Source organism: Kurthia senegalensis, assembly GCF_000285595.1.
Taxonomy (GTDB): Bacteria; Bacillota; Bacilli; order Bacillales_A; family Planococcaceae; genus Kurthia; species Kurthia senegalensis.
The window spans coordinates 115,831-142,212 of the sequence record NZ_HE611064.1; the positions used below are offsets into that span (position 1 = coordinate 115,831).

Sequence of the window (26,382 nt, forward strand, 5' to 3'; positions counted from 1 at the left end):
GTGTAAAAACCTTTTATTGTTGATTTTTTATACGAGAATGATAGACTCCTCTCAAGCTTCACACCTGTATCTTTTCCCTTTTCTGTATATAAGTGTGTGCCTTTTCTACTAAAATATAATCTGATTGTTCATTGTTAGATGCGATTTTATTTTCTTCTATTGCTTGTGCTTCAAAATTCCCTACAATGATATAACATGTAGCGATACATATCATCATACATACGTATTTTTTATAGACATATTCATAAAAATTCTCCCTTTTTTCATTATTTTACCATATAAATTTCTTTTATGTATTTTATGTAGCGTTTTTTTAAATATATACTAACGAGGTCTATTTAATATTTTATTTTTATGTATAAAAAAAGAAGGTAAGGATGATCCTTACCTTCTCTTAAAGAATGCGCTACAAATTATTTATTTTCAGCTAATTTGTTACGTAATACCATTTGTAAGATACCACCGTGACGGTAGTAATCTACTTCAACGTCTGAGTCGAAACGAGCTAATACGTCGAATTTAACTTCAGAACCATCAGCTTTAGTAGCTGTAACAGTTAAGATATCACGAGGTTTAACACCTTCAGCGATATTTACTGCGAATGTTTCTTCACCAGTTAAACCTAGAGATTCAGCGTTATCACCATTTAAGAATTGTAATGGAAGAACACCCATGAATACTAAGTTAGAACGGTGAATACGTTCGTATGATTCAGCAATTACTGTTTTAACGCCTAGTAAGTTAGTACCTTTGGCAGCCCAGTCACGAGAAGAACCCATACCGTAGTCTTTACCAGCTAATACTACTAAACCAGTGTTTGTTTCAGCATATTTCATTGCTGCATCGTAAATGTACTCAACTTCGCCTGTTGGCCAGTAAGTAGTGAAACCACCTTCTGTACCTGGAGCGATTTGGTTACGGATACGGATGTTAGCGAATGTACCACGCATCATAACTTCGTGGTTACCACGACGAGAACCGTAAGAGTTGAAGTTACGGATTTCTACTCCATTAGCTTGTAGGTATTGACCTGCTGGAGTTTCTTTACCAATTGCACCCGCTGGTGAAATGTGGTCAGTTGTGATTGAATCACCAAACTTAGCTAATACACGTAAACCAGAAAGTGTTTCAATGTCATCTGGAGTTACAGATAAGTTTTGGAAGAATGGTGGGTTTTGGATATAAGTTGATTTAGTATCGAACTCATATAAAGTATCAGTTGAAGTTTCGATTGCGTTCCAAGCTTCGTTAGCAGTGAATACAGTTTCATATTCTTTTTGGAATAGGTCACGAGTTACAACTTTGTTTAATACAGCGTTAATTTCATCAGTTGAAGGCCAGATATCATCGAAGAATACATCGTTGCCATCTTTGTCTTTACCGAATGAATCTTTACGTAAGTCGATATCAACAGTACCAGCTAAAGCGTAAGCTACAACTAATGGAGGTGCAGCTAAGTAGTTAGCTTTTACAAGTGGGTGAACACGGCCTTCGAAGTTACGGTTACCAGAAAGTACTGAAGTTACGAATAAATCGTTAGATTTGATTGCTTCTTCGATTTCTGGAAGTAATGGACCTGAGTTACCGATACATGTAGTACAGCCGTAACCTACTGTGTTGAAACCTAATTGATCAAGGTATTCGTTTAAGCCTGAATCATTTAAGTAACCAGTTACAACTTTAGAACCTGGTGCTAATGACGTTTTAACCCATTTAGGAACAGTTAAGCCTTTTTCAACCGCTTTTTTAGCTACAAGACCAGCAGCGATTAAAACGTATGGGTTAGAAGTGTTTGTACATGAAGTGATTGCAGCGATTGCTACGGCACCTGCAGGAATTTCAACGTCGCCTTCAGCGAATTTAGCTGTAGAAGATTTAGTAAACTCTTCTTCAGTAAGACCAAAACCTTGTACGCCAGATGGAGCAACTACTACTTCGTGGTAGCGTTGTTTCATGTTTGATAAAGGAATTAAATCTTGAGGACGTTTAGGACCTGAAAGGTTTGGTTCGATTGCTTCTAAATCGATTTCTACAACAGAAGTGTAGTTAGGTTCTAGAGCTGGATCGAAGAACATATGGTTTGCTTTTAAGTAAGCTTCAACAACAGCGATGTGCTCTTCGTCACGGCCTGTTAAGCGCATGTAGTTAAGAGATTCGTCATCGATTGCGAAGAAACCACAAGTAGCACCGTATTCAGGAGCCATGTTTGAGATTGTCGCACGGTCAGCTAATGGAAGACCTACAACGCCAGGACCGAAGAACTCAACAAATTTGTTAACTACGCCTTTTTTACGTAATTCTTGAGTTACTTTAAGTGCTAAGTCAGTTGCAGTTGTGCCTGAAGGTAATTTACCTGTAAGTTTAACACCGATTACTTCTGGAACTGGGAAGTAAGAAGGTTGTCCTAACATACCAGCTTCAGCTTCGATACCACCTACACCCCAACCAAGAACACCGATACCGTTGATCATAGTTGTGTGTGAGTCAGTACCTACTACTGAGTCAGGGAATGTTTCGAAAGTACCGTCAGTGTTTTCGTTTACGTGTACAACAGGAGCTAAATACTCTAAGTTTACTTGGTGAACGATACCAGTTGCTGGTGGTACAGCACGGAAGTTATCATAAGCTGTTTGAGCCCATTTTAAGAAGTTGTAACGTTCTGCGTTACGTTCGAATTCAAGGTCCATGTTAGCTTGTAATGCTGCTGCGTTACCGTATTTATCTACTTGTACAGAGTGGTCAATTACTAAATCAACAGGGATTGCTGGGTTGATTTCGTCTGGGTTACCACCCATATCTTTCATTGCTGTACGTAAAGAAGTTAAATCAACTACTACTGGTACACCAGTGAAATCTTGTAAAACTACGCGAGATGGTTTGAATGGTACTTCACCAGTCGTATCTGCTTCTGGAGTACCCCATTTAGCTAAGTTAGCTACGTGTTCTTCAGTGATTACGTAGTTGTCATATTGACGTAATACAGATTCAAGTAATACTTTAATTGAGTAAGGTAAGTTTGATACTTTTGCTATGCCTGCTTCTTCGATTGCTGCTAAGTTATAGTAATTGTAAGTTTTACCATTAACTTCGAATGAAGAGCGGCTGTTGTGTAAGTTTGCCATGTTTAGTGGTCCCCCTCTAAATGTTCTTATGAAAAGGTTGCAAGTAAATGCGCTACTTTTCTCCAAAACCAATCATACCGAACGATGATGTATAAGTAAATAAAATTATTTTTATGTGTTGCGATAAGTTTTATTTATGACTTTACGATGTGATGAACCGTTTTCTTTGCTTTTGTGATAGTAACTGACAGCTTTTTCTCGATTGCGATAAAGAATATCTGTTTTTCGCCAAAAACTCATATGCTTTATTGAATGGCCACTCAGGTAAGTATTTTCCTGCATATGCCCATCTAAAAGGAATTTTTAAATAGTTTGCTATAAAAAAAACTGCTTTCGCCTTCGTGTAAATATGATTTCCATCTAAAACAACGATTGAATCTAAGTTCTCCCAGTGTTCCTGTGGCAATGACTGCTTCGCAAAATCACTTTGCAAAGAAGCAAAGTGAAGTTCATCTGTTCGCTCATGGTCCAATATAAATTGAACAGAGCGATTACAAAAGCCACATGCACCATCATAAAATAAAATTGGCTTATCCATCTATACCCCATCCTCAGAGATTAGTTCCAAATCATTTCAAAAAACGTTTTTTAAAATGATGTCTTTCACTTTTATTATACGAAAAAAGACATAAAAAATCCACCTTCCTACTATTATTATAGTAAGAGGGTGGAACGACTTAACAATCTTCTAAAATGATGTATGTTGCTTCTACAGGTCCATGTACGCCAACGACTAATTTCATTTCAATATCGGCTGAATTACTCGGTCCTGAAACGAAATCAATCGCATGTGGTAAAATTTCTCCTGCATCTACTCGTTTTTGAATTGCCTCGGCAGCTTGTGTCATACGCGGTAAAATCGTACTTTTCGGCACGACGGCAACGAATGCATATGGCAACAAACCTACAGCTTTCCCAGCTCCTTTAGCAGAATACAACACGACCGTTCCGGATTCCGTCAAACAATATTCACTAAACGCAACGCCCACTTTCGCTTCATTCGCATTCGCAAAATTACGATCTCTTGATTGCTCAGCATCCCATTTATGAATAGTTCGCTTTTCTGCTGGCCACGTTTCATCAAGCAACGTTTGGCATCCATGTTGTATGAAACGGGGATCGTCCCATATAGACACAGGTCCTTCTCCATATTTAGCAACGACTTCATGCAACGTCTTTGCTAAATTCTCAGACGTCGTTTTCACGACATCTGTATGAATATTTTTACATTGTTGTTCAAGCGCTTCTACGAGTTGTTGTTCGTTCATCACCGAATAATGTTTTTCAATCGGTTTGAATGCCCAATCATTGACTGGCTTTTCCGTCGTATTAAGTGGTCTTTGCAGTTGGTTCGCTAAATTTTGTAAAAATGCCGTTCTTTCCATTATTTTTCTCCCCTTTCTCTCGTTGGTCGAACCAATCTCGTAACCGTTCCTCTTTCGGTGCTGGGAAGTCTCGAACGTCTGTCCATGCTTTAATTGGACCTGGTCCTTTCGTAATCTTATTATTTTTCGTAAATGGTTTTACCGCTTTCGTCGCAATTTTCGTGCCGAAACGATAAAGAGGTGAACTCGATGCACCTATTTCAAACATTTTCATCATGGCACTTTCTGCAATAGGTGCTTTTCCTTCTTTTTCTACGATGACTTCACGATGCTTCCGTAAAAGTTCGTGTAAAGGAATTTTCACCGGACACGCATCTGTACATGCCCCGCATAAACTAGATGCATACGGCAATTCTTTGTAATCATCGTAACCTGCTAATAGCGGTGTTAATACCGCTCCGATCGGTCCTGAATAAATCGAGTTGTACGAATGCCCCCCGATATGGCGATAAACAGGACACGTATTCACACAAGCGCCACAGCGAATGCATTGCAACACTTCTTGAAAATCTCCACCTAAAATATTCGAACGACCATTGTCTAAAATAACTAAATGGAATTCTTCCGGTCCATCTACTTCTTCCGCTCGCTTCGGCCCTGTAATAATGTTAACGTAACTTGGCATTTTTTGACCGACGGCACTTCGCGTTAGCATATTAACGAGTACTTCTAACTCTTTCATAGAAGGTACTAATCTTTCCATCCCCATTACAGCAATATGCGTTTTAGGAATTGTCGTCACGAGTCCCGCATTTCCTTCGTTCGTCACGAGACAAATCGAACCGCTATCTGCCACACCAAAGTTACAACCTGTAATGCCTAAATCTGCTTGCAAAAACTCATCTCGTAATATCGTTCGTACGTGACGTGCTAATGGTCCAGCTTCAGAAGATGCTTCACTCGGATACGCTAGTTGATCGACAAATACTTCTTTAATTTGATCTTTATTTTTATGCAAAGAAGGTGCTACGATATGAGACGGTTTATCGCCTTCCAACTGTAAAATATATTCCCCAAGATCCGTTTCGAGCACTTGACACCCTTCTTTTTCAAGTGCCTCGTTCAAACTAATTTCTTCCGTGACCATCGACTTTGATTTAACGACGCGTTTCGCGCCTTTATCTCGTGCTACTTGGCGAATATACGTATTCGCCTCATCGCCATCTTTCGCAAAAAAGACGTGACCTCCCGCTTTTTCTACGTTTGTAGCTAATTCATTTAAATAATAGTCTAGATGTTTCAAAACGTTTTGCCTTATTTCTTGCCCATGATTACGCCATTGTTCCCAATCGCCTAATTCTTCAACTGCTTTTAAACGACCGTTGTGCAAACGGTTTTGTGCGGCACTCACCGCACCACGCATAAAGTCATCTTCTAAATTTTCTTTCACCGTATCTTTAAATTTTTTATCATAAAATTGAATAGACATCGCTACACCCCCTCATGTTGTGTCAAAATCTCAACGATATGTTTCGTGCGCATCGTTTCACCACGACGTTGCATCCGGCCATCAATGTTCATAATGCAGCCACCATCTGAAGCAATTAAATATTCCGCATCTGTTTCCACCGCGCAATTCACTTTTTCGTCGACCATTTGCTCCGAAATATTGCCCATCTTCACAGAAAATGTCCCCCCAAATCCGCAGCAGTTATAACTGTTTGGTAAATCGACTAACTCAAGACCTTTCACATTTTTAAGTAACGTAAGCGGTGCATCCTTCACCCCTAACAGACGCGTCATATGGCACGAAGGATGGTACGTAACTCGATGATGATAGCTTGCCCCTACATCGGTCACATTCAATACGTTAACGATAAAATCCGTCAGTTCATACGTTTTGTCTGCTAAACGCTGCGCCTTTTCCGCATAAATTGGATCATCTTTAAAAATATGCGGGTATTCTTGAAACATTGTTGCGCAAGAACCGGATGGCGTTACGACCCATTCTTCATCAATGAACGTATCAATCATTTTTTTCATCGGTTCTTTAGCATCTTTCGTATAGCCTGAGTTATAGGCAGGTTGCCCACAACACACTTGCCCCCTTGGGAATGTCACTTCACACCCGAGTGTTTCGAGCAATTCTACGGTCGCTTTCCCTACATCTGTTTGGAATAAATCAACTAAACATGTCGCAAATAATGAAACTTTCATCTAAGTATCCCCCTCAAAAATCGAATTTTTAGATTATTCTCATTATAACGCGTAGCTATATCGGAATAATATGTATGCCAAAAAAGAATAGTTTTCACATATTTTAATAAATTAAGGAATAACTAGATGAAAACTCGTGCCAAAATAAAAAACAGAACGCATTCGTTCTGTTTAACACGACTGATCGTGTGCGTTATACAATTTTTCTAGTTGCTCTTGATAAGCGACTGTTAATAAAGTAGGTGTTTTGGCTACACGTGCTTCTTCTACTATTTTGTAAAATCCACTCATATTCGTATGTAGCAGGTGATACGTTAGAGGACTCGCTTTCTCACATTGGACAACTTGATCGACATCGACGAGTTGATTCAACACGTAACGTACATTTTGTTCAAAATGATAAAATTCAAAAATACGTTCAAATTTCTCTCGTAGTAAATGTAAATCCCGCATTAATTGTTGTTCAGTTAAGCCTTCTTCATACCATTGCAGTACGTAACAAACAGCAAATTTCAGCTGACTTTTATAACCGCCTTGCAACAGTAAGCGATAATCTTCTTTCTCATACGACTGTTCAAAGTAACATATGCTATCAATCATGCCCATAACCTCTTCACCTGGAATAGACTCATTCGCTTGGCGATGGAGTTCACGGCGTAATTGTTCTAATCTTTCTACGATACAAAAATGTTCTGTAAACTGGTACAAGCCACAATCTACGTGCGCACATTCTGCTAACACTTGACGAACGATACTGACGAAATTAAATGTTGGGGATTCAACAATCGTCCCCTGTTTCTCGCTCACTCGTCGCTCTAAATCAATATTACGCATTAAATAGCGTTCTAAATGAAGTAATTGGTCAATGTGATGTTGCATGCGCCTCACCTCTTTAAGAAGAATATTTCCCATTTCTCCTCTTTTCAAAACAATGTTTTATTGTAAAAGTGCTAACCGTTGTTTCGCCAAATCGTCCCCTTGCAATGCCGCTCGCTTCAACCAATAAATGGCCTTTTCTTTGTTTTGTTCTATCCCGATACCTTCTTCAAAACAAAAACCGACATTGTATTCCCCTTCTACATCTTGTCCTCGCGCAGCTTGCATATAAAAAGCAAACGCTTCTTCAAAATCACCATGTTGCATCGCTTTATGGCCTAAATAATTCGCTGCATACAAATCACCAAGTATTGCTGCTTTTTTAAACCATGCAATGGAAGTCGATTCATCCGCTTCAACAACAACGCCTTTTTCGTACATATACCCCATCGTAAACATCGCTTCAGATACACCGAGCATTGCGGCTTTGTTGAACCATACGTAAGCTTCTTCTTCATTTTTTTCTACGACTTCTCCGTGAAGTAGCATATCTGCATAATTGTTCATCGCATCTGCAAGACCAGCATTTGCTGCAAGCTTGTAGCACTCAAGCGCTTTTGCCGAATTTTCTTCCGTACCAAATCCTTCGTAATGAAAGTTCCCCAACCAGTAAGTCGCTTGTAATAGACCGGCATTATGTGCATGTTTAAAACAGTAAAAACTACTATCGTAACAATCTAAATTTCTTAACAAATGTCCCATCGCATAATAGGCATCTGTTTCATTTTTATTAATTCCTTCGATGAATAGAAGTCCTTGTTGAATCATGTCCTCGTCTATATAAAGGTGTTCATCTGGAAACGTCACTACATTTTCTAAATAAATTTTTAACGGTTCATCTTTTGTTATATGCTTTAAAAATATTGTTGCCAATTGCTCCATTGAATATGTCAAAATGACCACCTCTTACTTATTAGTATATAGCATAAAAAAGCACCTAGCTAAGCTAGGCGCTTATATCGAATCCTTCGTTTTACGAACATTTCTATTATATGTCCATCCCCATGGTCATATGTATGAAGATACCCCTATCTTCAACTCATACACGATTCATTTGATTCATAGATTCCCCGATCTATTATAACAATCTGTTATAAAACAAAATGAACCGTATATTTCATAAAAACCTACACAATTTAATCCCTTAAAACAGCTAAACTGTACGGTTTTGTCATTAAAGTCATTTTATCATTAAAAACTATTATTTGTACATAGTTATTTATTAATATTTTTATTTTATCTGTTATAAAACAACGTTATACATACTTTATTTTTTCATAGATTTACGGTCAATTACAACGAGTTGATCCATTTCTTGTTGTATTTTCACTTCCATTGGATGCTTCACTTGATTTTTTGACTTTACATTATATCCAAATATCTTTTCATCTTCATGTAATTCTGAACGATACGCCATTCTTTCTTTTTGATCTGTTGCTTTTTTCAGTGTTTGTAACGCTTCGGTAAAGTTATTCTTCATATCGATCCACTCCTTAGGTTAATATAAAACATTTTCCAATTATAAGACTTTTTAAACATCTGAAAGTTCCATTAAAATGATAATTGGTATTTTTGTAGTAAATGTACTCATTTATAAGTGAATACTAGACAAAAATAAGCATTGTATTTTTAACAAAAAAGCCATTTGATTGAATAATCAAATGGCTCTTTTTCTAAGCAAATACCGTACGATTTTGCTCGTAACGTTTTATTTGTTCATCATATTGAATAGTTAACGAAATTTCATCCCAACCGTTTAACAACATTTGTTTGTAATAAGCATCTATTTCAAACGGATATACTTTCGTCCCAATCGATACGGTTTGTTTTTCTAAGCTAACAGTTGCTTCTGTCGCTATTTGTTCGCTAATTGCTAAAATTTCTTCTACTTCTTGAATAGATAGTTCGATCGGTAAAATACCGTTTTTAAAACAGTTATTATGAAAAATATCTGCATAGCTCGGTGCAATTATGACGTTAAAACCGTAATCTAAAATAGCCCACGGTGCATGTTCACGAGAAGAACCACATCCAAAATTGTCGTGTGCAACGAGAATAGAGGATCCTTTATATTCAGGTTGATTCAATACGAAATTCTCAACGGGATTACCTAAAGCATCGAACCGCCAATGATAAAATACGTATTGACCAAATCCTGTTCGTTCAATTCGTTTTAAAAATTCTTTTGAAATAATTTGGTCCGTATCTACATTTTTTCGATTTAAAGGCGTTAATACACTGGTCACTTCATTAATTGGTTTCATAACATGCCCTCCTCCTATACGGTTGCTTTCATAATTTCTCGTACGTCTACAAAATGTCCGGCAATGGCCGCAGCCGCTGCCATTGGCGGTGATACTAAATGCGTCCGAGAACCTGCTCCTTGACGTCCTTCAAAATTACGATTCGAAGTGGAAGCACATCGCTCACCTGCGGGCACAACGTCTTCATTCATCGCCAAGCACATCGAACATCCTGATTCTCGCCATTCAAACCCTGCTTCTAAAAACAATTGATCTAATCCTTCTTGCTCTGCTTGTTGCTTAACAGAATACGACCCTGGTACGACAATGGCACGGACACCATCTGCCACTTTCCGACCTTGAATAACCGAAGCAGCAGCACGTAAATCGTGTAATCTTGAATTCGTACAAGAGCCGATAAATACGTGTTGAATCGCAATCGATGTAATCGGTGTTCCTTCTTCTAAATCCATATAAGCGAGTGCTTTTTGAAGTGCTTGTTTATCCGATTCATCAGTAAAATCTTCTTTTGCTGGCACATTTTTTGAAACGCCGATTCCCATAGAAGGATTCGTTCCCCACGTCACAATCGGTTCGATTTCAGAAGCCTCTATAATCCGTACTTCATCATATGTCGCATCTTCATCAGAAGCGAGCGATAACCAATACGCTGCCGCTTCTTCAAATTCCGTTTGTGGCGCAAATTTACGCCCACGAATGTATTCAACCGTCGTCGCATCTGGTGAAATCAATCCAGCTTTCGCACCGGCTTCAATCGACATATTACAAATCGTCATACGCTCTTCCATCGACAATGCATGGATTGCTTCCCCTGTGAACTCCACGATATGCCCAGTACCCATATCAATTCCAAATTTCGCAATAATAGCTAGAATAATATCTTTCGCTGCAACCCCAAACGCTAGTTGTCCTTCTACTCGAACTTCCATCGTTTTCGGTTTGTTTTGCCATAGCGTTTGCGTACTTAATACGTGTTCGACTTCAGACGTCCCAATACCAAAAGCAATGGCACCAAACGCTCCGTGCGTAGACGTATGCGAATCGCCACAAACTATCGTCTTACCAGGTTGTGTCAAACCGAGTTGCGGTCCAATTACGTGAACAATCCCTTGATCTGGATGCCCCATATCAGCTAGTTCAACGCCAAACTCTCGACAATTATCTGCCAACGTCATAATTTGTTTTTTCGCAATTGGATCATTAATGACGGGTAGATTTTGAGTGGGTACGTTGTGATCCATCGTCGCAAATGTTAAGTCCGGACGACGAACTTGACGATTATTGAGACGTAACCCTTCAAAAGCTTGTGGACTCGTTACTTCATGTACTAAATGTAAATCGATAAATAATAAATCCGGTTTTCCTTCTTCTTCATGTACGATATGATTATCCCAAACTTTTTCAATAATATTTTTTCCCATCGTTCCTCATCCTTTCTTAAAATAAGCTCGTCATAGCATCTGACACATACGCTGGATTAATTTCTGCAATGACTTTTTCTGTCCAGTCATTCGTAGATAATGCTTGCGTACCTTTTGGTGCCATATCTCCTGTGAAGTGTCCTGCAGCAAATGTACGTGCAACCGCTTCTTCGATTGCTGTTGCCTCTTCGCCTAATTCAAATGTATATCGTAATAACATCGCCGCTGATAAAATCGTCGCCGCTGGATTTGCAATACCGAGACCTGCAATTTCTGGTGCCGATCCGTGTACAGGCTCGTATAAACCAAAGTTGTCGCCACGCATAGAAGCAGATGGTAGTACACCGAGAGAACCGGTAATAACGGACGCTTCATCTGATAAAATATCGCCAAACATATTTTCCGTCACGATGACATCGTAAGCTGACGGATTCGTAATTAACTTCATCGCTGTTGAATCAACTAAGCTATGCTCTACTTCCACGTCTGGATAGTGCACTTTTTTTTCTTCCACGATTTGTCTCCATAAGCGAGACGTGTCTAACACGTTCGCTTTATCGACTGACGTTAATTTCTTTCGACGAAGACGAGCCATTTGGAAAGCATTGTCTACAATTCTTTCAATCTCATTTCTCGTATAAGAAAGCGTATCAAATGCGTCGGTTTCAGAACGTTGTCTATCTCCGAAATAAAGACCGCCTGTTAATTCACGAACGATTAACAAATCAACATCTTTCACATTTTCTTCTTTCAATGGTGAGGATGCAAGCATCGATGGAATCGCTTGTACTGGACGTAGATTTGAAAATAAATCAAAATGTTTGCGAATACGAAGTAATCCTTTTTCCGGGCGTAACTCAGACGGATTATTATCCCATTTAGGTCCGCCTACAGCGCCTAATAAAATCGCATCACTTTCTTCGCATAACGTAATCGTTTCTTTCGGTAGCGGATCATTAAACTGATCAATAGCCGCGCCACCAATTGCTCCTACCGCAATATGAAACGTATGATTGTATTTTTGTGCAATCGCTTGTAAAACTTCTACTGCACTCGCTACTACTTCTGGACCAATTCCGTCCCCAGGTAAAGCTGTAATTTTCTTTTCCATGATGTTGTCCCCCTAAAGTACATTTATGTAACAGAAAGATGTGCCTAAAAGACACATCTCTCCTTGAAATACGTATTAATAACTCGCTTCTTTTAATCGTAACTGTTGTTGAATAATTTGACGATTAATCGCATCTAAGTACGCTTCTGCTGATGCTTTTAAAACGTCTTGTGCCGCATCGCGACCACGATATTTACCATCTTTATATGCGATGTTAATGACCGCTTCTCCGAGTGCGTCACGACCCGAACCGACAGACGATACACGATAATCTAATACACGAACCGGTTCTTCCACTAGTTTCTCAAGTGTATTAAAAATCGCTTCAACGGAGCCCGAACCAATCGATGCAACCGTAATTTCTTCACCCGAAGGCTTCGTCGCACGAACCGTTGCGGTCGGAATGTTTTCCGTACCGTATTGCACTTGAACAGATTGTAACGAATACAGTGGTATATTCGCTGTTTGAATCGTTTCATCTGTTAGTAGCGTAAGTAAATCTTCTTCTGTAATTTCTTTCTTCTTATCTGCCAAATCTTTAAAGGAAACGAATGCACGTTGCAATTTTTCATCATCTAAGTCGAAGCCCATTTCAATTGAACGTTCTTTGAATGCATGACGACCTGAATGTTTTCCTAAAATGAGTGGTATTTTATTTTCACCAACAAGTGCAGGCGTAATAATTTCATACGTTTCTGGATTTTTTAAGACGCCATCTTGATGAATACCCGACTCATGAGCAAAAGCATTTTTACCGACGATGGCTTTGTTTGGCTGAACAGGTGACCCTGTTAATTTACTTACTAAACGAGACGTTCGTGTAATCTCATTTAAATGAATGCCCGTGTCCATTTTGTACAAATCATTTCGAATATGTAGGGCAACAGCAATTTCTTCTAACGCTGCATTACCAGCACGTTCTCCAATACCATTGATCGTACATTCTACTTGTCTCGCACCATTTTCCACTGCTGCAATAGAGTTCGCGACAGCCATACCTAAATCATCGTGACAATGAGATGAAAATTTTACGAGATCGCTATTCGGTACTTCTTCTATAAGATATTTAAATAACGCTCCATACTCTGCGGGACTAGCATAACCAACCGTATCTGGTACATTAATAGTCGTTGCACCTGCTTGAATTACTTCATCAATAATTTGAACGAGAAATGCAGGATCAGAACGGAAAGCGTCTTCTGCTGACCATTGTACGAGTGGGAAAAATTGTTTCGCATATTTCACCGCTGCCACGCTCGCCTCAACGACTTGTTCAGGTGTTTTATTCAATTTATATTTCATATGAATAGGGCTCGTCGCTAAAAAACATGAATATGTGGATTTTCAGCATGTTTCAATGCTTCCCATGTCACATCAATATCTTTTTGCATGGCACGTGCCAAACCAGTTACTGTTGAATTTTTCACCGTTGTGGCGATTTGAGAAACCGCTTCAAAATCACCTGGTGAAGAAGCAGGAAACCCTGCTTCAATAATAGAAACACCAAGACGTTCTAATTGCTTTGCGATTTCAAGCTTTTCACCAGTATTTAAATTAATACCTGCTGACTGCTCGCCATCACGAAGGGTTGTGTCAAAGATATCAATTTTTGTCATCGTTATTTACCTACGACTTCAACTTGAGCTTTTTGACCAACGAATGGCATCATTTCGCGTAATTTTTCACCAACTTTTTCAATTTGATGATCTTTTACAGCTTGTTTTTTCACTGTATATTGTGGACGATTATTTTCATTTTCAGCAATCCATTCTTTTGCGAATGTACCATTTTGAATATCTGTTAAAACGTCTTTCATTGCTGCTTTAGAAGCTGCCGTTACGACGCGAGGACCTGAAACATATTCGCCCCACTCTGCTGTATCCGAAATCGAATAGTTCATGTTTTCGATACCGCCTTCGTACATTAAATCGACGATTAATTTTAATTCATGGAAACATTCGAAATAAGCGATTTCTGGTTGGTAACCTGCTTCTACTAATGTTTCGAAACCTGCTTTCACAAGTTCTACAGCACCACCACAAAGAACAGCTTGTTCACCGAATAAATCCGTTTCTGTTTCTTCTTTGAACGTCGTTTCAAGAACACCTGCACGTGCAGCACCTATACCTTTAGCATAAGCAAGAGCTAAATCTTTCGCTGAACCTGTCGCATCTTGATAAATACCGATTAGTGCTGGTACACCAGCGCCCGCTTGATACGTACGACGAACTAAATGTCCTGGTCCTTTCGGTGCGATTAAAAATACATCTACATCGGCAGGTGCAACGATTTGTTGGAAATGAATGTTAAAACCGTGCGCAAAAACTAAAGAGTTCCCTGCTTCAAGACCTGGTGCGATTTCTGCTTCGTACACTTGTTTTTGACGTTCATCTGGAAGAAGAACCATGATCACATCTGCTTCTTTAGAAGCTTCTGCTACTGTTTTCACATCTAAACCGTCATTTTTAGCACGTTCTGCAGAATCTCCTGGACGAATACCGACACGTACGTCAAATCCTGATTCTTTTAAGTTTAATGCATGTGCATGACCTTGCGATCCGTAGCCGATAACAGCGATTTTTTTACCTTCTAAAACTTTCTCGTTGATGTCTTGATTATAGTACATTTTTGCCATGATTCTTTTCCCCCTGTAATATACATTATTTTTTTGTGTTTGTTATTTTTATTGTAAAAGCGAAAGTTGTGTCTTCTGTTGTAATTGTGAATCACGAACAAACGCTGTAACACCTGTGCGAGTGAGTTCTTTAATACCATATGGTTTCATTAACTCAATAAAAGCATCGATTTTTTCTGGATTCCCTACGACTTGATATGTAATGACACTTTTGCCCATATCGATAGCTTGTGCTCTAAATGGATCAACGATGGCATTAATTTCTGCTCGTAAGTTAGGTGGCGCAACGACTTTAATTAATGCTAGTTCACGAATAACATTTGATTTATCTGTAATGTCATTCACTTTGATCACATCAATTTGCTTCGACAACTGTTTGACCAGTTGTTCAATTTTGCGCTCATCTTCTACATTGACGATAAACGTCATTTTCGAAATACCTGGCTGTTCTGTATGCCCAACCGTAATACTTTCGATATTGAATTGGCGTTTCATTAATAACCCTGTGACGCGATTCAACACACCACTTTGGTTAATAACCGTTACTGTTATAATGCGTCTCATTATTTTTCAACTCCAATCATTTCATTCAAACCAGCACCCGGTGCAACCATTGGTGTTACGAGTTCTAGTTGTTTCACACGACAATCAATTAATACCGGACCATCGTAAGCGAAAGCTTCCGCTAATTGTTGTTTCGCCGTTTTCGCATCGTCAATAACGATTCCTTTCACGTTATATGCTTCTGCCAGTTTGACGAAATCTGGTTGAACAGGCATTAAAGAAGAAGAATAGCGTTCGTTATAAAATGATTGTTGCCACTGACGCACCATACCTAGACATGCATTATTCAGCATGATGATTTTGACTGGCAAATCAAACTCTTGCAATAAGCCAAGCTCTTGAAGTGTCATTTGGAAACCAGCATCTCCGACAATGGCCACAACGACTTCATCAGGAAAAGCAAATTGCGCTCCGATGGCAGCTGGGAAACCGAATCCCATCGTACCAAGTCCACCGGATGTTACCCAACGATGATCTTTTTTAAATGAAAAGTATTGTGCTGCAAACATTTGATGTTGCCCAACGTCCGTCGTCACAATCGCTTCTCCTTTCGTTAAATCATTTACATGTTGTAAAATTTGTTGTGGTAGTAGCGTTCCTTCTTCATCGACTTCATACCAGTATGGATACTTTTCGCGCCACGTATTTAACGTAGTGACCCATTCTGTATGATCTTCCACTTCAAACTCTTGCTTCAGCAATGCCTGAAGTGCTTCTTTTGCATCGGATACAATCGGGACATCTGTCGGAACATTTTTACCGATTTCCGCTGGGTCGATATCAATATGAATAATTTTAGCGGACGGCGCAAACTTCGATAAATTGCCTGTTAAACGGTCATCGAAGCGGGAACCGATATTAATGAGTACGTCGGCTTCCGAAATCCCCATATTCGATGCGTACGTCCCGTGCATTCCAGCCATACCGTAAAACAGGGCATGATCGTTTTCGATTGTTCCTAAGCCGAGTAGCGTATTCACAACAGGTAGCTGATATTTTTCAATAAATTGATTAAATTCTAATTTAGCGTTCGCAGCTAAAATCCCTGCACCTGCTAACACAATCGGTTTTTTCGCTTTTTGAATGAGTTCAATTGCTTTTTTGATTTGAAGGAAGTTCGGTCGAATCGTCGGTTGATAACCTGGCAAATTAATCGGTTCATCTTTATATGACGCTGCATCAAACAATGCATTCGCAATATTTTTAGGGAAATCCACAACGACCGGTCCTTTTCGACCTGTATTCGCAATATGAAATGCCTCTTTAATAATACGTGGGATATCTTGTACGTCTTTAATTTGATAATTATGCTTCGTAATCGGTTGTGTAATTCCTACAATGTCTGCTTCTTGGAAAGCATCCGTTCCAACGACTGTCGTCGCTACTTGGCCTGTAAAAACGACTAGCGGTAAGGAGTCCATCATCGCATCCGTTATTCCTGTCACAAGGTTCGTTGCTCCAGGCCCAGAAGTTGCAATGACAACACCTGGCCTACCTGTCACACGTGCATATCCTTCTGCCGCATGAATCGCGCCTTGCTCATGACGAGCTAAAATGTGCTTGATTGGATTTCGGTATAACGCATCGTATAGCGGTAAAACAGCGCCACCTGGATAGCCGAAAATAATATCGACGTCCTGTTCTTTTAACGTTTCAATAAATACTTCTGCTCCTGTTTTTCGTGTCGTTTCGACGGGTTGTTTCGTTGATGGATGATTTTCTAATTCAAGTTCTGCACTCATCTTTTAGCTCCTCCTTCACTCATTTCAAGTTCAATAAAAAAAGTTTTTTCATGCCACGCAAAAATGTTGCTCGCTTTGCGTAGGGATGAAAAAACTTTCACGGTACCACCCTGCTTCATCGTAAAGTCACCTTTACGACCTCATGGAATAGATTACTCTATTCTTTAGTTAACGAGTGACACGCACCCGGAATGACCTAATAACTGATGCGTTTAGCCATTCACTCAGAGGGGATGTCAGAAATAGTTGGCTACTGATTCACACCGACCATCAGCTCTCTGCAAAGTCCAAATTCTACTTCCTTTAACCTCTTCAACGCTTTAATTTATTCAATTTTCAAATAATTTTATTAATATTTCATCGTTCCGCCTGTTGAAGCAGATGTCACGAGCATAGAATAACGAGCAAGCCATCCTTTTTTAATTTTCGGTTCAAATATTGGCAATGTTTTCGCTCTTTCTTGCAATTGTTCTTCCGATACTTCTACATTAATGGTACGTTCTGGTAAATCAATCGTAATCAAATCACCGTCTTGAATCAATGCAATCGGACCTCCTTCTGCTGCTTCAGGTGAAATATGTCCGATAGAAATGCCTCGTGAAGCACCACTAAAACGACCGTCTGTAATGAGTGCTACGTCTTTTCCTAATCCACGTCCTTGAATCGCTGATGTGGGGGCAAGCATTTCTGGCATTCCAGGTCCACCTTTAGGTCCTTCGTATCGAATAACGACAACATGTCCAGCTTGAACAATCCCGTCATCAATTGCTTGTTGTGCCGCATCTTGTGAGTTGAAGCAAATCGCTTCGCCGCGGAACGTTTGAATAGATGGATCGACAGCACCTACTTTAATAACGCCTCCATCCGGTGCGATATTACCGAATAAAATAGATAAACCACCTACTTTACTGTACGGATTGTCTTTCGTACGAATGACATCGGTGTTCGTAATGTTATTTTCAGCGACGTTTTCACGAACAGTTTTCCCTGTTACCGTTATACGATCTGGATGAATGGCACCTGGAATTTTCGTTAATTCATGAATGATTGCTGAAATGCCGCCTGCTAAATGAATATCATGCATCGAATAATTAGATGCTGGCATAATTTTTGCTAAATACGGTACGCGTTTGGCGACTTCATTAATATCATCAACTTTATAGTCAATTTCCGCCTCATGTGCTAACGCAAGTGTATGAAGAACCGTATTCGTTGAACCACCCATTGCCATGTCTAAAGCAAAAGCATCATCAATCGCTTCTTTCGTAACGATATCACGTGGTTTTACATCATTTTTAATCATGTCCACTAAGTTTTTAGCAGCTTGTTTAATCAATTCATGGCGTTCTTTTGACGTTGCTACGATTGTCGCATTTCCTGGAACTGTCAGCCCGACCATTTCCATTAATGAGTTCATTGAATTGGCTGTAAACATTCCTGAACAAGAACCACAAGTTGGACAAGCATTTTGTTCAATATCAAGTAGTTCCGACTCACTCATACGTCCACTCTTATAAGCTCCTACACCTTCAAATACCGATGTAAGTGAAAGTGGCTCTCCTTTAGATGAAACGCCCGGTTCCATCGGTCCTCCCGTAACAAATATAGAAGGAACGTTCGTACGAACCGCTGCCATTAACATACCTGGTGTAATTTTGTCACAGTTTGGAATGTAAAATACACCGTCGAACCAGTGTGCATTAATAACGGTTTCTGCACTGTCTGCAATTAATTCACGTGATGGGAGAGAATAACGCATTCCGATATGCCCCATTGCAATACCATCATCGACACCGATTGTATTAAATTCGAATGGAATTCCTCCCGCTTCGATAATCGCTTGTTTAACGACTTTCCCGAACTCTTGTAAATGGACGTGTCCCGGAATAATGTCAATATATGAATTACAAATTCCGATAAATGGTTTGTCTAAATCTTTCGTTTTTACACCAGCCGCATATAATAAACTACGATGCGGTGCTCGGTCGATCCCTTTTTTTATCATGTCACTTCGCATATTCTACACCTCTTCTATATAGACAACCCGCAAAAGAATATCATCGCCACACTTTTATAACATCGGTGTGTGATGCGCTTTCTTGTGCTGTTAACGCTGTAAAACGTTTTTTAAATTGTTGTTATCATAGTATGTATAACCATTGAAGTCAACAGTCTATTTTGAATTATCAGACTATTTTAAAAACTTTATTGTAAATTAAAACGCTTTCAATGGCTTTATTGCTGTTTTTTGCTCATTTTTGAAAAAAGAAAAAATTTTTATTTATTCTATGCAATATATCGCAATGAAATCATTCCGAATTTATTTTAGCATTCGTTTGAAGAACGCTGTTCGGAATAAACCTTGCGGATCAAATTGCTCGATATGTGCTAGAAATATATTATGTTTGGCATATTGTCGTTTAAAATCACCCTCATCGTAATGATTCATCTTACCGAAATGTGCCCGTCCACCGTATTTTGAAGTGACATAATGTACGTAACGAAAATACGGTTCATAACGCATTCCTTTATACATATGAAATGCAATAAACACACAATCCTCCCCTTGTGTCGGACTTAAAAAGCCGCGCTCGCCTTTTTGTGTTCGGATTTCTATTGGAAAATGGACAGCGTACGGATGACGTGACAATGTTTCATGCAACTCTTCAAAACAAGCTTCAAAATTTTCAATAGGAATCGCATATTCACATTCTACAAACTTCACTTTACGTGGTGTCGCAAACAATTGATAACTCACATCTTCACGTTGACCTATCGGTACAGCTTTCGCACTCAAGTTACTAACGAGCTTCGTCGCCTTTGGTATCACTTTGCATAAACTCGAAGCATATTGTAATACGTTGTTTTCTAAAAAAATGTCCATCTTCGACAAAGGCTTCGCTTGAACAGTCATCGGATCGATTGGATTCATCACTTTTTGCTGTACGTCCGTTTGACCAGGGAAATAAAACCATTCCGCATGTCGATTCGTTTGAACGGTCTTTTGAAACGTCGACAGCAACGTATTTGTCGTCACTTTAGAACAGTCATAAGCAAGTCCGTACAAAGGTACCGCTTGAATCGTGACGTCTGTAATAACGCCCATTAATCCAAGAGAAATATGCATACTCTCCGAATAAGCATCCTCCCTCGTAATTTGACGATACGTACCGTTCCCATCAACGACGCCCCATCTGACAATTTGATTCGAAATCGAACCGAGCTGAATACCTGTTCCGTGCGTTCCTGTACTAATGGCTCCAGCAATCGTTTGGACGTCGATATCGCCCATGTTTTCTAGTGCCAATTGAGATGCTGCCAGCAAAGGGCCGACATCATACAATCGCGTACCCGCCCAAAACGTCGCTTGTTGTAAGGTTTCATCTACATGAATTAACCCCGTCATATGAGATAATTCCATCGCATAACAATCGGGTAATGCGACTGGACTAAAAGAATGTCCCGTCCCAACTGTTCGAATCGTTTTATTTTGATTTTTCGCACGAATAACAATGTTTTGAACGTCTTCAATACTTTGTGGTGTGTAAAAAGAAGCTTGTTCTCGAGACGCTGTTTCTCCCCAATTTCGCCAATTTTTCTTTATAGAAAACATTGCCCTTCCCCCCTATATGTTTGATATGGACCGACATAACCATTTTTATTAAACGTATGCAGCACTTGGAATCTCTCGCATAGTTCACCCGCTTTACTATGACGGAAAAACACAAGATCTCCTATGCTATACGTTTTTGTTCGTTGTTTCATCGGCGTTTGTACTTCACCCGCACCTTCTAATGTGAAAAATTCCAATTGTTCGTCTAACGGCTTCGGCATTTTATCTACGGATATAGCTCCGCTCGCTATGTATCCACCTCCATGTAACACAATTGTCTGTGCATCAGGTTGTCGCGTCACACGTAAGCAAAAACCAGCTGCTTGCTGAAAAGGCATCTCTTTATATGCATCAAACAATGCTGGTTTATATAAAGCAGAGCCGACTGTAATTTCAGTTACTTCTGGACAAGATGCATTGAAGCGTAGACTCCCCGAGCCTCCACCATTTACAAATTGGAGTGGCCCAACATGACGTTCTACTAGCTGGACAGCTTTTTGCCGTTGTGCTTGAATCATTGATTTTGATTTTTTTGAAGTTGTCGAATCAACATCCCTTTTGCTTTGTTTAACGGTTTATCTCCTACACCAGCCAACTGTGCATCGTACCCCATAAGTGATGTAATATGAAGTTGCCCAAAAGAACGGCTTTGTTGAATCAATTTTTTAAGTTGTAATTCATTTGTAACACTTGAACGTCTCGTCCCAAAATAAATCGCTTTCAAATCTAGCGATACGTTAATATCAATACAAATATTTACAGAAACATTGCGTTCCAATGCTAATTCATTTAAATGTCTCATGTGCGCTTCGCAATCTACCATAAACGTAATATCTTTCCCTTTTTGGATCCATTGCAATAACGCTCGGACACTCGTCGTTTCCATCGTCGGATATCCTAATAAAAAATGGTCGAATCCTTTTTCACATAAAAAAGCGGTTTCTGCAGCGCTATATGTCATCCAACCACTTAGTTGTTCCCTTAAAAGGGTCGCTACATTTTTCAATACATCGACCGAACGAATCGATTTTGTTGCAATACGTATTTTTTTAGTCGATGCCATTTTCTTCACTTGTAAACTATTCGCCTCCAACGCTTCTAGGTCTAACCAAGCAAAAGGTGCTTCTAATTGTTGAAGAAATGAACTATGTTTCATCTGTTTTCCCTCCATAAAAAAAGCTGCTCATAAAATGAAACGAAAACTCGTTCAATTTATGAGCAGCAGAATGAATTGCGTCGTACGATTACACATTGACACCTGGAATGAATGTTAAGTCTAATGCCAAATTCAACATAACGAATAGATGAATCCCCGCAACTAAAAAGCCAATTTGGTTATATTTTTTCACTGACATTTCTTTCATAATAAATTCCACCTTTCACTGCTTCAATTATATTAATCGCTCGTTCGCTCTTAATATTTGTTTTAATAATACAATCACCTTTATAATATTGCAACTATTTTTTGTCTATTTTGTGACATTTTTTATTTTTAGACAAATCGTTATGTATTCGGTAAAGTAGAACATAGGAGGTGTCAGATGGAAGCTTTACTTATTATTGATTATACGAACGATTTCGTCGCAACAAATGGTGCACTAACGTGTGGGGAACCAGGGCAACAATTAGAAACATATATTACCGATTTAACGGTGAAAATGGCCGCACAAAAAGACTTCATTGTATTCGCTTGTGACCTTCATGAACAAGAAGATCCATATCATCCTGAATCGAAGCTATTTCCCCCGCACAATATTCGCGATACCGATGGAAGAAAACTGTATGGAACCGTCGCAACAGCGTACGAACATATAAAAGAAGAACCTTACGTCTACTGGATGGACAAAACACGTTACTCTTCTTTTGCCGGTACGAATCTCGCTCTAAAATTACGTGAGCGAAACATTACATCCATTCACCTCGTTGGTGTTTGTACCGATATTTGTATTTTACACACGGCCATCGATGCTTATAATGAAGGATTTACCGTGACGATTCACGAAAAGGGCGTCGCAAGCTTTAACGCAGCCGGGCACGAATGGGCTCTGAACCATTTTAAAAATAGTCTCGGCGCAAAGGTATTGTAAATAACATATAAAAAAAGGAAGTCCCTAAAATAGGACTTCCTTTTTTTATAAAGTCGTTTTACGTTTTTTATAAAATAAACTAATTAATACACACGTCATACACGCATAAATAGTTGCCGTGAAAAAGACACCATGTATACCTGAAATGAGATGATCAATAACCGGTATTTCATATGCTTTTTCAGCTAAATTCACATTCGTATATCCTAAAATAATTAATGGATTTAATGCGAGCATATTAAAAATAATGCCACAAACCGACGCATTAATTGACTGACTAAACGTGTTTGAAAAAGAATTTAAGCCGGTCGCAATACCAAGACGATTCGCTGGTACGACTTTTTGGATAGACAAAATAATGAGCGGTGAAATTAACCCCATACCAAGTCCGGCAATGCTACTTGCAGTTAATAAATAGTACATCGATGTATCGAAAGAAATAAAAATAAGCATCGCTGCCCCTACGATTAAACAAATCGTACCGGTTAACATAAATATCGCATTTTTCACTTTTCCAATTAACGACCCAATTGCCATCGCGCCGATTGTCCACATAAGTGAGAACGGTGCAAGCATGAGCCCTGCTTTCGTAGCAGAATAGCCTAAAATGCTTTGCCCTAAAACGGGAATGTACGCAGAGAAAATCATCACAAGTGCCATCGAAGCAAATGATAACCCAAGTAAGAAACTATATTTTCTATTTTTAAAAAGAGCAAATGGAATCAATGGATCCGATACGTTCTTTTCAACAAAGAAAAAGGCTGTACAAACAGCTAGTAAAACAATGTAACCTAGTAGTTGCTGTCCACTTACCCATTGCCCGCTTTGACTACCATTCATTAATAAAAGTAAAAAGCCAATCGTTCCGACAGTGAATAACATCGCCCCGATATAGTCAATTTTAACTTTCGTCGTCTGTTTCACTTCATGATAAGATTTGGCAATAATATAAAACGCAATACACGCAAATGGAACATTCATAATAAAAATAAAGTGCCATGAAGTAAAATCAATTAAAAATCCACCAATTAGTGGACCTACGACGCCCGCTACGCCCCATACCATACTAATATAGCTTTGTGCTTTTGCACGTTGTTTTTCTTGCTTGAATAGCTCTGAAACCATCGTTAATGTAATCGGTAAAATCGAACCTGCCCCAATTCCTTGAATCGCACGGCTAATAATTAAATACGGCATCGACGTTGCGATTCCGCACAATAATGAACCGATCGTAAAAAAGCTAATCCCAATTAATAACATTTTTTTGCGGCCAAATAAGTCCGCTAATTTCCCGAAGATTACCGTAGCAATAGCCGAAGTTAATAAGTAGGCTGTGTAAATCCAACTCATCCATTCCGCACCTTTTAAATCAGTCGTAATGGTTGGTACAGCTGTCGCTACAATCGTTCCTTCAATTGCCGCTAATGCTGTAATAAACAAAATGGCAACAAATACAATATTCATTTCATACGCTCCTTCAGTGCATAATGCACTATTTTTAACATTTTTTCAGAAAAACATTTGAAAATTTACATTTTTTTCTGTATCATACAATTTGTTCACAGTTTATTCATAAAGGAGGTTCTCCAAATCATGTGGAAAGAATTTAAAGAGTTTGCTCTTAAAGGCAATGTGATTGATTTAGCAGTCGGTGTCGTGATTGGTGCAGCATTCGGTAAAATTGTTACATCTCTAGTAGAAAATATTATTATGCCACTCGTTGCTCTTCTTGTTGGTAAAGTTGATGTTTCAGACTTAGCATATAAGAGCATCATGTACGGTAAATTCATTCAAAGTGTTATCGATTTTGTTATTATTGCTTTTTCAATTTTTATCTTTATCAAAATCATTATGTCGATCGGCAACAAAATGCGTAAACCTAAAGAAGTCGCTGAAGAAGCAGCTACAGAAACACAAGAAGATGTCCTTAAAGACATTCGCGAGTTATTACGCCAACAAAATGACAAACAACAATAATGAGATCTATATCAACTCGCTATGAACTTTCATAGCGAGTTTTTTATTTTTTATTAGTGTAGTCCATTTTTAAAATTCCTTCACTCTATCGCTCTCTTACGCCGTCCAAATCATTCGAACTATTCATCCACTATATAGATTCCTGTCCAATAAAAAAAGTCTGCTCATGCAGACTTTACTGTTTCTTTATTTTACTACTCTTTCGGTACGTCTGCAGGAATTTTTTTCGTTACGAGCGTTTTATCTGTTTCGCTATCTACGAATACGACTTCTGCTTTCGGTTCGTCAATACCATTTAAAATTTGATATGTCGCGATTGGAACAGCTAATGCATCAAAAACATATGGATCTTTTTTCTCATTAAATTTTTTCGCATCTACTGTAATTTTAATATAAGCAAAATCTTTATAAGCATCTACTTTCGTTACAGAATCTAACGTTTTCCCATCTGCTAAATCTTGTAATGCTGCAACGATACTCGTATCAATTTCATCACGTTGTTCTGCTAATTTTTTTGTGTAAACGTATATTTCGTTTGTTTATCTTCTACTTGTACGTGCTCGATTGATTTCGTATCAATTTCGCTAGAAGTACCATCTTTATTTAAATACGTACGTGGAATAACGATAATTTGATTTAATTCTGAACTCGTCGTTGAACTCGTAGCAGCTTTTTCTTCATTTGCTGCTTCTGTTTTTCTTTTGTTCTTCTTCTGTACCTGTTAAGCCACTGCTACAACCCGCTAATGTTAAAGACAGTACACTCGCAGCTACTAATAAGTGCTTTTTCATGAAATCACTCTTTCTGACTTGTAATCGATTTATTTGCATTCTATTAGCCATTCTAGCACATTCTACATCCTTTGCGTCATGAATAAGACAATCGAAAAAAACCTGTCACAACTTATGACAGGTTTCTCCACAATTTACGCAAATTCCGATAATTGTTTTTTAATTTATTGAACTTCGCGAGCATCGCCAGTCTCCATGGTAATAACATAGAGTACGCTAAAATAAAGAAAATCCCACCTAATTCGCCAAGATGGAATGTTCCACCTAAATAAATTTTGGCAACCGTACGCAAAACGAGTAGTACAACGAGTACGACTGCGAATGCTTTAGACGGTTTTAAATAAATATCTTGTTCAACAATTTCAAATTTTGACGTTTTAATTAAAATAGTCGAACATAGCATACCGATCAATACCGTAATCACTAAGTGTTCAAATGTTACACGGAAAAAGGGGAATAAAAACATTAGTGCTCCTGTCGACATCGCAAGTGGCGGAATCATTATTTTTTTAGCACTCGCTGGTTTCTTAGATGATTTTTGGCGCATAATCATCGCCATAATCCCCATACCTAAAACAAATACCGTTGATGCAACTACCCAAAAAGTAGAAGGTAAGTTTTGTATAAATTCAATCAC

General features: G+C 38.8%; 22 protein-coding genes, 1 pseudogene and 1 other annotated feature. Of the genes and pseudogenes, 2 read left to right on the forward strand and 21 right to left on the reverse strand.

What is annotated here, in order from left to right; all coding sequences use genetic code 11:
- Positions 1 to 413: 413 nt before the first annotated feature.
- The 19 genes and pseudogenes from acnA to KSHG_RS18640 all read right to left on the reverse strand — a co-directional run bounded on the left by acnA (position 414) and on the right by KSHG_RS18640 (position 22,046).
- Entirely contained in the window at positions 414 to 3,122 is a 2,709-nt protein-coding gene (gene acnA, locus KSHG_RS00940) for an aconitate hydratase AcnA (RefSeq protein WP_010300516.1), read from the reverse strand.
- Positions 3,123 to 3,264: 142 nt separating this feature from the next.
- Complete coding sequence (locus KSHG_RS00945) at positions 3,265 to 3,660, reverse strand: thiol-disulfide oxidoreductase DCC family protein (protein WP_010300517.1); 396 nt, start codon at positions 3,658 to 3,660, stop codon at positions 3,265 to 3,267.
- A gap of 139 nt (positions 3,661 to 3,799) precedes the next feature.
- Positions 3,800 to 4,507, reverse strand: a complete 708-nt coding sequence (locus tag KSHG_RS00950; RefSeq protein WP_010300520.1) for a LutC/YkgG family protein — start codon at positions 4,505 to 4,507, stop codon at positions 3,800 to 3,802.
- Positions 4,452 to 5,936: a LutB/LldF family L-lactate oxidation iron-sulfur protein gene (locus KSHG_RS00955; protein WP_010300524.1), complete on the reverse strand. Its 1,485-nt coding sequence runs from the start codon at positions 5,934 to 5,936 to the stop codon at positions 4,452 to 4,454. The genes KSHG_RS00950 and KSHG_RS00955 overlap by 56 nt, the downstream gene beginning before the upstream one ends.
- Before the next feature lie 2 nt (positions 5,937 to 5,938).
- Entirely contained in the window at positions 5,939 to 6,664 is a 726-nt protein-coding gene (locus KSHG_RS00960; protein WP_010300527.1) for a (Fe-S)-binding protein, read from the reverse strand.
- A 171-nt stretch (positions 6,665 to 6,835) separates the two neighbouring features.
- Positions 6,836 to 7,543 carry a hypothetical protein gene (locus KSHG_RS00965; protein ID WP_010300531.1) on the reverse strand — a complete coding sequence of 236 codons (708 nt, stop codon included), beginning with the start codon at positions 7,541 to 7,543 and terminating at the stop codon, positions 6,836 to 6,838.
- Positions 7,544 to 7,600: 57 nt separating this feature from the next.
- A complete protein-coding gene (locus tag KSHG_RS00970) occupies positions 7,601 to 8,434 on the reverse strand; it encodes a tetratricopeptide repeat protein (RefSeq protein ID WP_010300534.1) in 834 nt (277 codons plus the stop codon).
- A gap of 373 nt (positions 8,435 to 8,807) precedes the next feature.
- Complete coding sequence (locus KSHG_RS00975) at positions 8,808 to 9,020, reverse strand: hypothetical protein (protein ID WP_010300537.1); 213 nt, start codon at positions 9,018 to 9,020, stop codon at positions 8,808 to 8,810.
- Positions 9,021 to 9,213: 193 nt separating this feature from the next.
- Positions 9,214 to 9,804 carry a 3-isopropylmalate dehydratase small subunit gene (gene leuD / locus KSHG_RS00980; protein ID WP_010300541.1) on the reverse strand — a complete coding sequence of 197 codons (591 nt, stop codon included), beginning with the start codon at positions 9,802 to 9,804 and terminating at the stop codon, positions 9,214 to 9,216.
- 14 nt (positions 9,805 to 9,818) lie between these two features.
- Positions 9,819 to 11,225 (reverse strand): 3-isopropylmalate dehydratase large subunit, encoded by a 1,407-nt coding sequence (gene leuC, locus KSHG_RS00985; RefSeq protein WP_010300544.1) that lies wholly within the window; start codon positions 11,223 to 11,225, stop codon positions 9,819 to 9,821.
- Positions 11,226 to 11,241: 16 nt separating this feature from the next.
- Complete coding sequence (gene leuB / locus KSHG_RS00990) at positions 11,242 to 12,336, reverse strand: 3-isopropylmalate dehydrogenase (protein ID WP_010300549.1); 1,095 nt, start codon at positions 12,334 to 12,336, stop codon at positions 11,242 to 11,244.
- A 75-nt stretch (positions 12,337 to 12,411) separates the two neighbouring features.
- Positions 12,412 to 13,952: pseudogene (locus KSHG_RS15800) on the reverse strand (2-isopropylmalate synthase).
- Between the two features lie 2 nt (positions 13,953 to 13,954).
- A complete protein-coding gene (gene ilvC / locus KSHG_RS01000) occupies positions 13,955 to 14,971 on the reverse strand; it encodes a ketol-acid reductoisomerase (RefSeq protein ID WP_010300551.1) in 1,017 nt (338 codons plus the stop codon).
- A gap of 48 nt (positions 14,972 to 15,019) precedes the next feature.
- Positions 15,020 to 15,535, reverse strand: coding sequence for an acetolactate synthase small subunit (gene ilvN, locus KSHG_RS01005; RefSeq protein WP_010300554.1), 516 nt, complete (start codon positions 15,533 to 15,535; stop codon positions 15,020 to 15,022).
- Complete coding sequence (gene ilvB, locus KSHG_RS01010) at positions 15,535 to 17,277, reverse strand: biosynthetic-type acetolactate synthase large subunit (RefSeq protein WP_010300557.1); 1,743 nt, start codon at positions 17,275 to 17,277, stop codon at positions 15,535 to 15,537. The genes ilvN and ilvB overlap by 1 nt, the downstream gene beginning before the upstream one ends.
- Before the next feature lie 78 nt (positions 17,278 to 17,355).
- Positions 17,356 to 17,602 (reverse strand) — a binding site (T-box leader).
- Positions 17,603 to 17,626: 24 nt separating this feature from the next.
- Positions 17,627 to 19,294, reverse strand: coding sequence for a dihydroxy-acid dehydratase (ilvD, locus tag KSHG_RS01020; protein ID WP_010300559.1), 1,668 nt, complete (start codon positions 19,292 to 19,294; stop codon positions 17,627 to 17,629).
- 303 nt (positions 19,295 to 19,597) lie between these two features.
- Positions 19,598 to 20,890: a D-arabinono-1,4-lactone oxidase gene (locus tag KSHG_RS01025; RefSeq protein WP_010300562.1), complete on the reverse strand. Its 1,293-nt coding sequence runs from the start codon at positions 20,888 to 20,890 to the stop codon at positions 19,598 to 19,600.
- A complete protein-coding gene (locus KSHG_RS18635; RefSeq protein WP_010300565.1) occupies positions 20,878 to 21,408 on the reverse strand; it encodes a type III PLP-dependent enzyme domain-containing protein in 531 nt (176 codons plus the stop codon). Before KSHG_RS18635 ends, KSHG_RS01025 begins: the two co-directional genes overlap by 13 nt.
- Positions 21,405 to 22,046, reverse strand: coding sequence for an alanine racemase (locus KSHG_RS18640; RefSeq protein WP_010300568.1), 642 nt, complete (start codon positions 22,044 to 22,046; stop codon positions 21,405 to 21,407). Before KSHG_RS18640 ends, KSHG_RS18635 begins: the two co-directional genes overlap by 4 nt.
- A 385-nt stretch (positions 22,047 to 22,431) precedes the next feature.
- On the opposite strand from KSHG_RS18640, the gene KSHG_RS01040 reads away from it, so the two are divergent.
- A complete protein-coding gene (locus tag KSHG_RS01040; protein WP_010300570.1) occupies positions 22,432 to 22,977 on the forward strand; it encodes a cysteine hydrolase family protein in 546 nt (181 codons plus the stop codon).
- Between the two features lie 45 nt (positions 22,978 to 23,022).
- Here KSHG_RS01040 and KSHG_RS01045 read toward each other — a convergent pair whose 3' ends face one another.
- A complete protein-coding gene (locus KSHG_RS01045) occupies positions 23,023 to 24,441 on the reverse strand; it encodes an MFS transporter (RefSeq protein WP_010300572.1) in 1,419 nt (472 codons plus the stop codon).
- 129 nt (positions 24,442 to 24,570) lie between these two features.
- Here KSHG_RS01045 and mscL point away from each other — a divergent pair, with 129 nt between their 5' ends.
- A complete protein-coding gene (gene mscL, locus KSHG_RS01050; RefSeq protein ID WP_010300574.1) occupies positions 24,571 to 24,954 on the forward strand; it encodes a large conductance mechanosensitive channel protein MscL in 384 nt (127 codons plus the stop codon).
- A 903-nt stretch (positions 24,955 to 25,857) separates the two neighbouring features.
- Here the strand turns inward: mscL and KSHG_RS01060 are convergent.
- Entirely contained in the window at positions 25,858 to 26,382 is a 525-nt protein-coding gene (locus tag KSHG_RS01060) for a CcdC family protein (protein WP_010300577.1), read from the reverse strand.

Bases quoted from the DNA above. Each gene is read 5' to 3' on its own strand.
- acnA (WP_010300516.1), bottom strand. From the start codon at position 3,122: ATGGCAAACTTACACAACAGCCGCTCTTCATTCGAAGTTAATGGTAAA.
- KSHG_RS00945 (WP_010300517.1), bottom strand. From the start codon at position 3,660: ATGGATAAGCCAATTTTATTTTATGATGGTGCATGTGGCTTTTGTAAT.
- KSHG_RS00950 (WP_010300520.1), bottom strand. From the start codon at position 4,507: ATGGAAAGAACGGCATTTTTACAAAATTTAGCGAACCAACTGCAAAGA.
- KSHG_RS00955 (WP_010300524.1), bottom strand. From the start codon at position 5,936: ATGTCTATTCAATTTTATGATAAAAAATTTAAAGATACGGTGAAAGAA.
- KSHG_RS00960 (WP_010300527.1), bottom strand. From the start codon at position 6,664: ATGAAAGTTTCATTATTTGCGACATGTTTAGTTGATTTATTCCAAACA.
- KSHG_RS00965 (WP_010300531.1), bottom strand. From the start codon at position 7,543: ATGCAACATCACATTGACCAATTACTTCATTTAGAACGCTATTTAATG.
- KSHG_RS00975 (WP_010300537.1), bottom strand. From the start codon at position 9,020: ATGAAGAATAACTTTACCGAAGCGTTACAAACACTGAAAAAAGCAACA.
- leuD (WP_010300541.1), bottom strand. From the start codon at position 9,804: ATGAAACCAATTAATGAAGTGACCAGTGTATTAACGCCTTTAAATCGA.
- leuC (WP_010300544.1), bottom strand. From the start codon at position 11,225: ATGGGAAAAAATATTATTGAAAAAGTTTGGGATAATCATATCGTACAT.
- leuB (WP_010300549.1), bottom strand. From the start codon at position 12,336: ATGGAAAAGAAAATTACAGCTTTACCTGGGGACGGAATTGGTCCAGAA.
- ilvC (WP_010300551.1), bottom strand. From the start codon at position 14,971: ATGGCAAAAATGTACTATAATCAAGACATCAACGAGAAAGTTTTAGAA.
- ilvN (WP_010300554.1), bottom strand. From the start codon at position 15,535: ATGAGACGCATTATAACAGTAACGGTTATTAACCAAAGTGGTGTGTTG.
- ilvB (WP_010300557.1), bottom strand. From the start codon at position 17,277: ATGAGTGCAGAACTTGAATTAGAAAATCATCCATCAACGAAACAACCC.
- ilvD (WP_010300559.1), bottom strand. From the start codon at position 19,294: ATGCGAAGTGACATGATAAAAAAAGGGATCGACCGAGCACCGCATCGT.
- KSHG_RS01025 (WP_010300562.1), bottom strand. From the start codon at position 20,890: ATGTTTTCTATAAAGAAAAATTGGCGAAATTGGGGAGAAACAGCGTCT.
- KSHG_RS18635 (WP_010300565.1), bottom strand. From the start codon at position 21,408: ATGATTCAAGCACAACGGCAAAAAGCTGTCCAGCTAGTAGAACGTCAT.
- KSHG_RS18640 (WP_010300568.1), bottom strand. From the start codon at position 22,046: ATGAAACATAGTTCATTTCTTCAACAATTAGAAGCACCTTTTGCTTGG.
- KSHG_RS01040 (WP_010300570.1), top strand. From the start codon at position 22,432: ATGGAAGCTTTACTTATTATTGATTATACGAACGATTTCGTCGCAACA.
- KSHG_RS01045 (WP_010300572.1), bottom strand. From the start codon at position 24,441: ATGAATATTGTATTTGTTGCCATTTTGTTTATTACAGCATTAGCGGCA.
- mscL (WP_010300574.1), top strand. From the start codon at position 24,571: ATGTGGAAAGAATTTAAAGAGTTTGCTCTTAAAGGCAATGTGATTGAT.